This window comes from Sphingobacterium sp. LZ11T8 (assembly GCF_024261425.1).
Taxonomy (GTDB): Bacteria; Bacteroidota; Bacteroidia; order Sphingobacteriales; family Sphingobacteriaceae; genus Sphingobacterium.
The window spans coordinates 266,250-279,269 of record NZ_JANBZY010000001.1; the positions used below are offsets into that span (position 1 = coordinate 266,250).

Consider the following 13,020-nt stretch of genomic DNA (forward strand, 5'->3'; position numbering starts at 1 on the left):
ATGGAAAACCTGGCAAAACATATCATAGTAATTGGTGGCTCTGCAGGCGCTTATGAATTGATCGTGGAAATCCTCGATCATCTGCCCAGCAAATTTGCCGATGCTATTGTCATTGTATTGCATAGAAATTCGAAATACGAAACTAAAATCGAAACGAGTTTATCTAAAAGATTGAACCGGAATGTTATTTCGGTACGTGATAAACTGCCAATTTTGGAAAACCATATTTATTTCGCTCCCCCGGGCTACCATACACTGGTAGAACCAGATTATATATTTTCCTTGGACATTTCAGACCCCGTACAGTTTTCAAGACCTTCTATCGATGTGTTTTTCGACTCTGTAGCGGCTGTTTACAACAAGGATGCGACTGCTTTTCTTCTTTCAGGAGCCAACAACGATGGATCATCCGGCCTGAAGGCCATGGTTGATCAAGGTGCAGCATGTTATGTCCAAGACCCCAAAGAAGCCATTATTGACACCATGCCCTTGGCTGGAACACAGGTCTCTAAAAAAGTGCAAGTCATTTCAAATCAACATATCGTAGATTATTTCAGTCAATTAAAGTAATGTCACCTATGAAAACGATCAATATTCTGATATTGGATGATAAGGAAGAAAACATCATCAGTCTGCATGCGCTGCTTCAGGAAGTTGACCATGTCAACATCGTGAGCTCTACAGACCCTAATGAAGCCCTGAAAATCTGTTGGAAGGATGATATCTCAATTGCCCTGGTCGATGTACAGATGCCAGAAATAAATGGATTCGAATTCGTATCCCTTTTAAAATCTAACCCCAAGACTAGCCATATCATGGCAATCATGGTCACCGCTATTTCTAAGGAAGACAAATACCTATTGAAAGGCCTGGAAAGCGGCGCAGTAGATTATTTATATAAACCGCTGAACCCAGAGATTACCATAGCAAAGGTTAAGTCATTCGTTCAACAGATCTTGATCCAACAAGAACTTATCCAAAAGAATAAGGAACTGGAGGAATCCAAGATTGAACTGCTCAAAACACGTGAAGAGGCCATTCAAGCCAGAAAATCCAAAGAGATATTCCTAGCCAATATGAGCCATGAAATCCGGACTCCCATTAATGGGATTATGGGGATAATGCATATGTTCAAGAGTTCGGAACTCACCGTTGAACAAAAAGATTGGTTAAAAAGGCTGGACAATGCTTCTCATTCCCTATTGCTTATCATCAATGACATCCTCGATCTGTCCAAGATCGATTCAGGGATGTTAAAGATTGAATTTGAGGATTTCAGTCTCACCAAAATGATCGAGGATATCAATAGGATATTTAAGATCAAGGCAACCCATAAGAACCTGAAATTCCATATCGAAGTGGACGAAGATGTCCCTCAATACATACATTACGATTCATTGAGGTTGCAACAGATCATCAGCAACTTTGTATCGAACAGTCTTAAGTTCACCGAAAAAGGCTCCATACAGCTTTCTGTAAAGGTTGTCAATAAAGATTACGAACGCTTTAGGCTTAAGTTTTCCGTTAAAGACTCTGGTATCGGCATCCGTGAAGATTCCGTCGACAAGATCTTTATGGCCTTTGAACAGGCTGATGATGGTATCACCAAAAAATTCGGCGGAACGGGTTTAGGATTAGCGATCGTGAAGCGGTTAGCAAAGCTTTTGAACGGCGATGTGGGAGCCAAAAGTATTTATGGGGAAGGTTCTGAATTCTATTTTGAAGGTTGGTTTGAAGAATCAGCGCAAAGTGAGGTCGAGAAGGAAAAAGAAGTACCGACCTACAACAGTTTTCCAAAATTTGAGGAGATGAAAGTTCTGGTGGCTGAAGACAATGAGCTCAACTCTTTTATGCTGGCCCATATGTTACGGAGCTGGAACTGTGCTGTGGATATCGTTAAGAACGGTAGACTAGCCCTTGAAAAAGTAGAGAACGAGCAGTACGACCTAATCTTAATGGATACGCACATGCCAATCATGAGTGGATTTGAGGCCATCAAGGAAATCAAAAACCATATAATCCCTGAAAAACATGGCATACCGATCATTACCATTTCAGCATCGGTTTTAGAACATGAACAAGCAGCTGCATTCCAAGCCGGAGCCGACGGTGTTATTGGAAAACCTTTCGACCCAATAGAATTATATCAGAAAATAATACAGGTCACCAACAAAAATAAAAACCCAAAATTGACTTCACAATGATTTAATCCTCGTTTAAATCAATAATTTATGTTAAATTCGTATAAAATTTATTAAAAATAGCTATGAAGAAATTATTTATTATTCCAGCGCTAGTTTTAGCAATTGGAATTACTTCTTGTGGCAATAACGCTGAGAAGAAAGAAGAAGGCGCTTCAACCGAAACCACTACAACTGAACCTGAAGCTACTGAAACTGCATCTACTACAACTGTAGAAGGTATTGAGAATGTAACATTGTCAAACCAATGGACAGTTGAAGCTAATGATCAAATGCAATTCAATACTACATTAATCCGTGTTAAAGCTGGTGAACCAGTAGAATTGACTTTGAAAAACGTAGGTTCTATGCCTGTTGAATCAATGGGACACAACTTGGTTGTTTTGAAACCAGGTGTTGATGTTGCTACTTTCGGTGGTGAAGCTACGGCTGCAGCGGATAACGAGTATATCCCTAAATCAGCTCTTTCTTCAATTGTTGCACACACGAAATTATTAGGTCCAGGTCAAGAAGACAAAATCACGTTTACATTGGAAAAAGGAGTTTATCCTTACCTATGTAGCTTCCCTGGTCACTTTGGAATTATGCATGGTCAAATCGTTGCTGAATAATCAAAGTAAAAGAACATATATAAAAGGCTCCAAATTGGAGCCTTTTATATTTTTATCCCCCTGTCTTCAGCTCTGAGCGAATAGCGAGAAATCTGTACGCTTTTCCACTCCCTGTCGCTGTCATCCTTTTGCGAAGCAAAGAGGAACTGTACGCAAATACTCACCTTCGTCACCCAAAAACCATCCATTACTCCAGCATACGAACAGTACCTCGCTCCTCAAAATCGCTGTCATCCTTTTGCGAAGCAAACAGGAACTGTACGCCAATACTTACCTTCTTCTTCCAAAACCATCCATTACTCCAGCATACGAACAGTTCCTTAACCTTCGGTTAAGGATGACATTCTTTTTTTTATGGCTACAGATTCCTCGCTCAGAATCTGAATCCTGCTCTAAATTGTGTCATTTAAAAATTTCCATTCTTTGTTTTGAGTGTTAATTAATTCCTCTTTTCGTTTTCTTGACCATCCCTTAATTTCCTTCTCTCGAGTTATTGCGTCCAAAACATGAGAAAAGGTCTCAAAATAAATTAGAAAATACACTTTATACCTGTTGGTAAAGGAATTTTGAGATAGGGTTGGTGATTTGTGATAAGTTAATCGAACTTTTAAATCATTAGTTACACCTACATAAAGGACAGTTCGATTGGAATTTGTTAGAATATAAACGTAATACACTATCTATTAATTTTTTTACAAATAAGCATTTTACTATTAAGCCTTCGTTCCAACCATGTAAAGTTTATATTTTTTTTATTGATTGTCAATAAATTTTATTCTGAGCGAATAGCGAAGAATCTGTACGTTTTTCCACTCCCTATCGCTGTCATCCTTTTGCGAAGCAAAGAGGAACTGTACGCCATTACTTACCTTCTCCACCCTAAACCCAACCTTTGCTCCAGCATACGAACAGTTCCTCGCCTCTCCCTATCGCTGTCATCCTTTTGCGAAGCAAAGAGGAACTGTACACCATTACTTACCTTCTTCATCCGAAACCCAACCATTGCTCCAGCATACGAACATTTCCTCGCTCCTCCCTATCGCTGTCATCCTTTTGCGAAGCAAACAGGAACTGTACACCATTACTTACCTTCTCCACCCAAAAACCATCCATTACTCTAGCATACGAACAGTACCTCGCTCCTCAAAATCGCTGTCATCCTTTTGCGAAGCAAACAGGAACTGTACGCCAATACTCACCTTCTTCTTCCAAAAACCATCCATTACTCCAGCATACGAGCCGTTCCTTAACCTTCGGTCAAGGATGACATTCAATTTTTTTAAAGACAACATATTCCTCGCTTCATGCTCAGAATCAGAATCCATCAGTGTAACCTTGCTTTCCTTTTGTAATCTCTCCGTCTTATTACAAAATACACCCAATTTTTAATCCTATTAATCTTCGCTTAATATGCATTTAAATAGTAAATTTGCCTCGTAAACAAAGAAAAATCTCTATGCAATACGACGTAATCGTAATCGGAAGTGGTCCAGGTGGTTATGTTGCCGCTATCCGTTGTGCTCAATTAGGCTTAAAAACTGCCGTAATTGAAAAATACAGCACATTTGGAGGAACCTGTCTTAATGTTGGATGTATCCCATCCAAAGCATTGTTGGATTCATCAGAACATTACCACAATGCTGCTCACAATTTTGAACAACACGGCATTAGCTTAAGTAACCTGAAAGTCGACATGAAAAAAATGATCGACAGAAAGAACAGTGTTATTGACCAAAATACTGCTGGTATTACCTTCTTATTCAAGAAAAACAAAATTGACAGCTTCCAAGGCGTAGGTTCATTCGTTGACAAAAACACCATTAAAGTGACTGCTGCAGATGGTAAAGTAGAAGAATTAAGCGCGAAAAACGTAATTATCGCTTCGGGCTCCAAACCTTCAGCATTACCTTTCCTTCCTGTTGACAAAAAACGTATCATTACTTCGACTGAAGCATTAAACCTTACTGAAGTCCCTAAACACTTAATCGTTATCGGTGGCGGTGTTATCGGATTGGAGCTGGGTTCTGTATATGCCCGTTTAGGCGCTAAAGTATCCGTTGTTGAATATGCCAAATCTATCATCCCTACCATGGATGCCGGGCTAGGCAAAGAATTACAACGTGTACTGAAGAAAAATCTAGGCGTAGAATTCTTTATGAGCCACAAGGTTACCGGTGCAACCGTAAAAGGTAAGAACGTAACGGTTACAGCGGAAGATGCTAAAGGCCAAGCGGTAGAATTACAAGGCGATTACTGTATCGTAGCGGTTGGTAGAACAGCGTATACAGAAGGTCTAGGCCTTGAAAATATCGGCATCAAAACTGAAGAAAGAGGAAATAAAGTTCCTGTAAACGAGCATTTGGAGACATCAGTTGCTGGTGTATATGCCATCGGTGATGTGATCAAAGGTGCTATGCTGGCTCACAAAGCTGAAGATGAAGGTATCTATGTTGCTGAACGTATTGCTGGTCAAAAACCACATATCGACTACAACTTGATCCCTGGAGTAGTTTATACATGGCCTGAGGTTGCGTCTGTAGGTAAAACTGAAGAACAACTGAAAGAAGAAGGCAAGAAATATAAAGCTGGAAGTTTCTCATTCAAAGCGTCTGGACGTGCGAAAGCATCGGGTGACACAGATGGTTTCATCAAAGTATTGGCTGATGCCGAAACAGATGAGATCCTAGGTGTACACATGATCGGACCACGTGCTGCTGATATGATTGCAGAGGCTGTTGTTGCAATGGAATACCGTGCATCTGCTGAAGATATCGGTAGAATCTGCCACGCTCACCCTACTTTCACGGAAGCATTTAAAGAAGCTGCTCTTGCAGCAACTGCAAATAGAGCAATCCATGCTTAAAATCAAAAATATTATTTCTAGAGGCTATCTTTTCAGGTAGCCTCTTTTTTTGTCCCTGAATCTAGTGGAGTTATTGGTCTTATACGAATCAATCCCCAATAATATACTCCCAATCAACTGTTTGCGAAACGGATTTTTCAGTCAGTGGACAGGTCCCTAAACTTGGCATTCCGTTAAAAATTTGAGCGAAGGACACCTTGAATCTTTCGAGTAAATACAGAAAGTGAATAAAATATTTTTTTTAGATATTTGTATTATGAACTTTTATACTCGTAAATGGGTCAAACCCGAGGACCTAAACCCAAATGGATCCTTATTCGGAGGAACTCTATTGCGCTGGATAGATGAAGAAGCGGTAATCTACGCCATCGTCCAACTCGGGAATCCACATGTAGTCACTAAATACATTTCTGAAATCAACTTTGTCAGTTCGGCCAAGCAAGGGGATATCATTGAGCTCGGAATCGAGGCCATCAATTTTGGAAGGACCTCGTTAACGATGCGCTGCGTGGTCCGCAATAAAATAACAAGGATGGTGATTCTTTCGATCGACAAGTTGGTATTTGTCAACCTAGATCCGGAAGGAACTCCAACCCCACATGGCAAAACGGAAATTACCTACGCCTATATGGGGATCGAGTCTGATATCAAGAAAAGGGATTAAGCAGCTTTTTGAGCTGTAATCTCTCTTTTAAGGTCTTTTTCTACCCAAAAGGAAACGATTGGGATCAAGCTAAGGAAGAAATATTTGACTACACGGCCAATTTTCCAGTTATAGGTTTGCCAGCAGGCAATCAACAGGATAACAAAAAGTACAACGAGGAAACCATGGATTGATCCGGCAACACGCACGGCTTCTGGAATTCCTCCAAAATACTTCAATGGCATAGCAACAAAAAACAACAAAACGGTAGAGATTGCCTCCCAAAGGGCAACTTGCTGAAATATTCTTAACATATAAATTACTATTAGTCAGCGCAAAGAAAAGGAAATCCTTTAGGGAAAAGAAATCGAGGAAAAGGATTGACCTCGATATGACATATACCGCGTAAAAATCAGCCCATAGGGGAAAAGATATGTCCTGACTAAATAAAAAATGTGTATTTTTGAAGAATTGTATTTGCAAACATAACGACAATTAATATTTATGAATTACGACATTATTGTTATCGGTAGTGGTCCAGGTGGATACGTAGCCGCCATCAGAGCAGCTCAATTGGGATTCAAAACTGCCATTATCGAACGTGACGCATTAGGTGGAATTTGCCTTAACTGGGGCTGTATTCCTACCAAGGCACTATTGAAAAGTGCACAAGTATTCGAATATTTAAATCATGCTGCTGATTATGGTATCAAAGTGAACGGTGGTGAAGCCGACTTTGAAGCCATCGTAAAAAGAAGTCGTGGTGTAGCAGATGGCATGAGCAAAGGGATCCAGTTCTTGATGAAAAAGAACAAGATCGATGTGATCATGGGAACTGCAAAAATTAAAAAAGCTGGTAAGATCGAAGTGAAAGCTGCAGATGGTTCTACCAAAGAATATACAGCTAAACACACGATCCTTGCAACTGGTGCTCGCTCCAGAGAATTACCTAACCTACCTCAAGACGGAAAGAAAATTATCGGTTACCGCCAAGCAATGAACTTGCCTAAACAACCTAAATCTATGGTTGTCGTAGGTTCTGGAGCTATCGGTGTCGAATTTGCATATTTCTACAACGCAATCGGTACGAAAGTGACTATCGTTGAATTTATGGACCGTATCGTGCCTGTAGAAGATGAAGAAATCTCTAAACAATTAGAGAAATCCTTGAAGAAAGCTGGTATCAATATCCTTACGAAATCAGAAGTTCAATCAGTAGACACTAAAGGTGATCTATGCAAAGTATCCATCAAAACAGAAAAAGGTACTGAAACCTTAGAGGCTGAAGTGGTTCTTTCTGCTGTGGGTATTACGCCTAACATCGAAAACCTAGGCCTTGAAGAAGTTGGTGTAAAAACAGATAAAGGACGTGTCCTTGTTGATGACTTCTACAAAACGAACATCGATGGTGTATATGCAATCGGTGATATCGTGAAAGGTCAAGCTCTAGCGCACGTGGCATCTGCTGAAGGTATCACCTGTGTGGAAAAAATCAAAGGTTTACATGTTGACCCTATCGATTACAACAACATTCCTGGATGTACTTACTGTTCTCCAGAAGTTGCATCCGTAGGTTTCACTGAAAAAGCTGCTAAAGATGCTGGTTATGAAATCAAAGTGGGTAAATTCCCATTCTCCGCTTCTGGAAAGGCTTCTGCCGCAGGTGCAAAAGATGGTTTCGTAAAAGTAATCTTCGATGCTAAATATGGTGAATTCTTAGGTGCTCACTTAATTGGTGCTAACGTAACTGAAATGATCGCTGAAGTGGTTGTAGCTCGTAAATTAGAGTCTACTGGCCATGAGATCATTAAATCGGTTCACCCTCACCCGACCATGAGTGAAGCTATTATGGAAGCTGTTGCTGATGCGTACGGTGAAGTAATCCACTTATAAGATTTTAAAATATAATAACTCCTGATGGAGTTGAAAGAGGTCGGAACATAATTCCGACCTCTTTTTTTCTGTAACCTCATATTTAAGACCAATTTGTCCTTTTTTAATATTTTTCGTAAATTACCGTGGATACATCAATTCCAGTTGTTATAAATTTTTATTATAATTAGAATGTAAAACTAGATTGGTTAATATTTTAAATTACAAGAAATAATTATTAAACCTTACTTTATTTATATCCTTTTTTATAGTTTTGGGTAATTAATTCATTTGTTCATGAAAACAATAATCATGGTGTTGGGCGCGCCTAATGACGAGTACGGACACCTTTCGGCTATAGCACTCGATAGGCTATATAGAGCATATGATTTAGCCATCAATAACGAATCCGCTTTGATCTTATGTACGGGTGGCCAAGGCGACCACTTTAATATTACGGACAAACCACATACGTATTATGCTCAAAATTTCTTGAGCCTCAAAGGCATTAATCCCGACCGTTTTCTGCCCGGGATCCCTTCAAAGAACACTATTGAAGATTTTTCCCTTTCACAAAAGACAATCGAAGAAATAAAACCAGACTTATTGATCATTATCACCTCTGAATTTCATATGGAAAGGGTACAGCTTATTTCTGAGACCGTGATTCCATCGATCAATAAATTCTTTGTTTCTGTTGCTTCTTCCCTCATGGATTCTGAGTTGAAACCTTTGATCGAACATGAGAAAATTGCAGTGAATTTCTTAAAGGAAAATGGGGTAAAGTATTAATACCTCATTCCTTTTTCTTCCAGATACTTTCGGCCCAACGGCCAACAAACCAAAAGGAAACCCCCAATAACAAAAAGAATATCGTTCTATTGATATTATCCCACAGATACTCCACAAACCGGGTATACAGGTTCAGGATAAAGAATACGAAACCAATATCACGCGAGATATGGTCCTTGGTTTTCATGCCATAGATGGCCAAGCCCAGGGAAATGGCAATCCCTAAAAGCCCCCAGTAAAAAATCTCATATTGCCTGACACTGGACCATTTGTCGAAATCACTATAGTTGCCAAATATGGAAAGCAACCAAAGGGCGATCATGGTGTAGAGCAGACCAACCACAAAGGAAGTGGACCCGAATACGGCCAATGGCTTTATTTTAGGCTGTAGCAATACAGCAAAAGCAGTTAGGATAATCCCAAAAATGGTAAACCTCAAGGGGTAATTCATCCCCCAGAACTTAAATCCCCAATTGCTATGGTACGCTGTTTCCGTTGCAAACCAAATCCCGAGGGCCACTAAGGTAAAAACCCAAAGCAATTTTGAGGTAAGCTTGACTGAAAGGATTCCGTAAATAATGATGGAAAGGAGGAATAGCAGGGTGAAATGGTTTTCATTCCGGTCCAGGACCTGCCCTAAAAATCCGATGCTAGCTGCTGTAGAGAATGCGCCGGCAAGCATCAAGGTCTCATTTGAAAAGTTCTTTTCTGGGTTTTTCGACTTATTCCGAAAACCTAGGATATAGAACAAAACAGCCAATCCTGCAAAACCTAAACAGAATATTACATTCGGGGTCTCGTAAAATTTCTCCACCAAGTCGGATAGATAACCATCGGAAAACAAGGAAACCACGGAGAATATCAATGAGGCCAAGGCTATCCAAAAGGCATACCTAGCCAACATCCCCCATTCAAAGCCTTTATCATCTAAATTTCCCTTTAATTCCTCAGACTTTTCCTGCGATAGCAACTGCTCCTTTTCCCAATGCTCCAATGCCTGTTCAATGATTTCGCGCTCCGATTTATTTACGTCTAGTTTTTTCAAGTTGATGTGCTTTGTAGTTTAAAGGTAATACTTTTCAATAATCCTGCCTAATAGTAGATTAGGGTTGAGCAAATAAAAATCCTTAGCTAAAAATCTGTAACTTTGCATTTTGCTAAAAGGAGAGATTAATGGCCGTAAAAAAAGCAGTAGACCTTGGGGATCAAAGCGAATTAGAAGTATTTGGTGCCCGCGTACACAACCTTAAAAACATCGATGTATCATTTCCAAGAAACCAACTTGTCGTTATCACGGGATTAAGTGGCAGCGGTAAATCTTCGTTGGCTTTTGACACGATCTATGCCGAAGGACAAAGACGGTATATGGAGACTTTCTCTGCCTACAGCCGCCAATTTTTGGGAGGAATGGAAAGACCGGACGTAGACAAAATCTCTGGCCTGAGTCCCGTTATTTCGATTGAACAAAAAACCACTTCCAAAAACCCAAGATCGACCGTAGGAACCATAACAGAAATATATGACTTCCTGAGATTGCTATATGCAAGGATCGGGGAAGCCTACTCTTATGTGACCGGCAAAAAGATGGAACGCATGTCTGATGACGAAATCACAGACCGTATCCTCAATGAATTCAATGGTGAAGGCATCTATGTACTAGCCCCTGTGGTGAAGGGCCGTAAAGGTCATTACCGCGAACTTTTTGAACAAATCAGGAAACAGGGCTATACCAAGGTACGTGTGGATGGAGAAATATTGGATATAGCTCCTAAAATGCAGGTCGACCGTTATAAAATCCATGATATCGAGATTGTCGTGGATCGGATCATTGTGGAGAAGGAATCAAGGAAAAGACTCTTTACCTCCATTGGCCAAGCCTTAAAAACTGCCAAAGGGATCATCAAGATTGCCAATAAAGAAAATAAGGAGCAATTTTTCAGTCGATATTTAATGGATGCGGAATCTGGGATTTCCTATGATGAACCGCAACCTAACACTTTTTCCTTTAACTCCCCTTATGGAGCCTGTCCTAAATGTGATGGTTTGGGATATATCTATGAAATCGACAAAAAGATCGTTATCCCTGATAGAAGCCAAAGCATACAAAAAGGCGGAATAATACCATTGGGACCAGTAAAAGATTCCTGGAACTTTGCGGTACTGAAAGCAGTGGCCAAGAAATATGATTTTTCTTTAACGACCCCTATCGACAAGCTATCCGAGGAACTGATCGACAACCTTCTTTTTGGAGAAGAGGAACCGATAAGCTTAACGGTTTCCTACGGTTCTTATGGAGCCAGGGAATATAAGGTACAATTCGCCGGCATCTTCAAGATGTTGGAGGAAATGAGCGCAAAATACAGCGATGACGCACAGGGCTTGGATGAATTCCGTACACAGGTTGTTTGTCCAGAATGCCATGGAGCGCGCTTGAAAAAAGAATCGCTACATATCAAAGTTGCTGATAAGAACATTTCGGAATTGGCAGAAATGGATATTGTAGCCTTGAATGAATGGTTTGATGCTGTTGAAGACAGGCTTTCGGAAAGACAGAACATCATTGCCACGGAAATCATCAAGGAAATCAAGACCAGGATTGGATTCCTGTTGGATGTAGGCCTAAATTACCTGACCTTAAACCGCAGCTCCAAAAGCTTATCCGGTGGAGAGGCTCAACGTATCCGCCTTGCCACACAGATCGGTTCACAATTGGTAAATGTACTTTATATCTTGGATGAGCCGAGTATCGGTCTGCACCAACGTGATAATGAACGCTTGATCAATGCCCTTAAAAATCTTCGCGATATCGGTAACTCCATTTTGGTCGTGGAGCATGACAAGGACATGATCCTACATTCGGATTATGTCATCGATATGGGACCGGCTGCGGGAGTTCACGGAGGGAAAGTCGTGGCCCAAGGTACCCCGAAACAATTGATGAAGGAAAACACCTTGACGACAGATTACCTGAATGGTACCCGTGAAATCAAGATACCTGATGAAAGAAGAAAAGGAAACGGCCATACACTTACTTTAAAAGGCGCTACAGGCCACAACTTAAAGAATGTGAGCATAGACATCCCTTTAGGAGAATTGGTGCTTGTAACGGGCGTATCGGGCTCTGGCAAGTCTAGTTTGATCACCAACACCCTATACCCAATCTTGAACCACCATTTCTTTAGGGCAAAAGCTAAACCGCTACCTTACACAAAGATCGAAGGCTTGGAAAACATCGATAAGGTGATTGAAATCGATCAGTCTCCAATCGGGAGGACGCCAAGGTCAAACCCTTCCACTTATACCGGTGTATTCTCCGATATCCGTGCTTTATATGTACAGTTACCAGAAGCGAAGATCAGGGGTTACAAACCTGGACGCTTTTCCTTCAACGTGAAGGGCGGAAGATGTGAAACCTGTCAAGGTGCGGGGATGAAGATCATTGAGATGAACTTTTTGCCTGATGTTCAGGTTCCCTGTGAAACCTGTAACGGAAAGCGCTACAACCGAGAGACTTTAGAGGTCAGATATCGTGGAAAATCCATTTCAGATGTACTGGACATGAGCATCGATGAAGCGGTAACCTTCTTCGAAAATATCCCCTCCATCTATCGGAAAATAAAGACCCTACAGGATGTAGGTCTAGGCTATATTACCTTGGGACAATCGTCGACAACCCTTTCTGGTGGCGAGGCCCAAAGGGTAAAATTGGCAACGGAACTTTCTAAAAAAGATACCGGAAAGACCTTCTATATATTGGATGAACCAACGACAGGGCTACATTTCGAGGACGTCAATGTATTGCTGGGAGTAATCAATCGCTTGGTTGACCGAGGTAATACGGTTCTGATCATTGAGCATAACCTAGATGTCATCAAAGCGGCCGATTGGGTCATTGATATGGGGCCTGAAGGTGGTAAAAACGGTGGAAAAGTCCTTTTCCAAGGTACACCGGAGGAATTGATCAAACAGAAAAACTCTGAAACAGGAAGATTCCTGAAAATAGAGATGAACTACAATAAATAATAAAAGGGAGCTTTC

13 protein-coding genes are annotated in these 13,020 nt (G+C 40.7%); 8 read left to right on the top strand and 5 right to left on the bottom strand.

Annotated elements, in window-relative coordinates; all coding sequences use genetic code 11:
• From NLF99_RS01155 to NLF99_RS01165, 3 genes are all read left to right on the top strand, one after another.
• Nucleotides 1-570, top strand: a complete 570-nt coding sequence (locus NLF99_RS01155; RefSeq protein ID WP_185211191.1) for a chemotaxis protein CheB — start codon at nt 1-3, stop codon at nt 568-570.
• An 8-nt stretch (nt 571-578) separates the two neighbouring features.
• Nucleotides 579-2,204, top strand: coding sequence for a response regulator (locus tag NLF99_RS01160; RefSeq protein ID WP_185211193.1), 1,626 nt, complete (start codon nt 579-581; stop codon nt 2,202-2,204).
• Between the two features lie 62 nt (nt 2,205-2,266).
• Nucleotides 2,267-2,812 (top strand): plastocyanin/azurin family copper-binding protein, encoded by a 546-nt coding sequence (locus tag NLF99_RS01165; protein WP_185211195.1) that lies wholly within the window; start codon nt 2,267-2,269, stop codon nt 2,810-2,812.
• Between the two features lie 392 nt (nt 2,813-3,204).
• On the opposite strand, the gene NLF99_RS01170 is transcribed toward NLF99_RS01165, so the two are convergent.
• From NLF99_RS01170 to NLF99_RS01175, 3 genes are all read right to left on the bottom strand, one after another.
• On the bottom strand, nt 3,205-3,489 hold the full coding sequence (locus tag NLF99_RS01170) for a GIY-YIG nuclease family protein (protein WP_254526464.1): 285 nt from the start codon (nt 3,487-3,489) through the stop codon (nt 3,205-3,207).
• Nucleotides 3,490-3,796: 307 nt separating this feature from the next.
• Nucleotides 3,797-3,925, bottom strand: coding sequence for a hypothetical protein (locus NLF99_RS19660; RefSeq protein WP_302328284.1), 129 nt, complete (start codon nt 3,923-3,925; stop codon nt 3,797-3,799).
• Nucleotides 3,925-4,194 (bottom strand): hypothetical protein, encoded by a 270-nt coding sequence (locus tag NLF99_RS01175; RefSeq protein WP_254526465.1) that lies wholly within the window; start codon nt 4,192-4,194, stop codon nt 3,925-3,927. Before NLF99_RS01175 ends, NLF99_RS19660 begins: the two co-directional genes overlap by 1 nt.
• 74 nt (nt 4,195-4,268) lie before the next feature.
• On the opposite strand from NLF99_RS01175, the gene lpdA (NLF99_RS01180) reads away from it, so the two are divergent.
• Entirely contained in the window at nt 4,269-5,675 is a 1,407-nt protein-coding gene (gene lpdA, locus NLF99_RS01180) for a dihydrolipoyl dehydrogenase (RefSeq protein ID WP_185211197.1), read from the top strand.
• 256 nt (nt 5,676-5,931) lie between these two features.
• A complete protein-coding gene (locus NLF99_RS01185) occupies nt 5,932-6,339 on the top strand; it encodes an acyl-CoA thioesterase (protein WP_093100827.1) in 408 nt (135 codons plus the stop codon).
• Here NLF99_RS01185 and NLF99_RS01190 read toward each other — a convergent pair.
• Entirely contained in the window at nt 6,336-6,632 is a 297-nt protein-coding gene (locus tag NLF99_RS01190; RefSeq protein WP_185211199.1) for a DUF3817 domain-containing protein, read from the bottom strand. The genes NLF99_RS01185 and NLF99_RS01190 overlap by 4 nt on opposite strands.
• 190 nt (nt 6,633-6,822) lie before the next feature.
• On the opposite strand from NLF99_RS01190, the gene lpdA (NLF99_RS01195) reads away from it, so the two are divergent.
• The gene (gene lpdA, locus NLF99_RS01195; protein ID WP_185211201.1) at nt 6,823-8,211 is read left to right on the top strand and encodes a dihydrolipoyl dehydrogenase; all 1,389 of its coding nucleotides are present in this window, start codon (nt 6,823-6,825) and stop codon (nt 8,209-8,211) included.
• 276 nt (nt 8,212-8,487) lie between these two features.
• Entirely contained in the window at nt 8,488-8,982 is a 495-nt protein-coding gene (locus NLF99_RS01200) for a YdcF family protein (protein ID WP_254526466.1), read from the top strand.
• 4 nt (nt 8,983-8,986) lie between these two features.
• Here NLF99_RS01200 and NLF99_RS01205 read toward each other — a convergent pair whose 3' ends face one another.
• Nucleotides 8,987-10,027, bottom strand: coding sequence for a DUF2157 domain-containing protein (locus NLF99_RS01205; protein ID WP_254526467.1), 1,041 nt, complete (start codon nt 10,025-10,027; stop codon nt 8,987-8,989).
• Between the two features lie 128 nt (nt 10,028-10,155).
• Between NLF99_RS01205 and uvrA the strand changes: the two genes are divergently transcribed.
• Entirely contained in the window at nt 10,156-13,005 is a 2,850-nt protein-coding gene (gene uvrA, locus NLF99_RS01210) for an excinuclease ABC subunit UvrA (protein ID WP_254526468.1), read from the top strand.
• Nucleotides 13,006-13,020 lie beyond the last annotated feature (15 nt).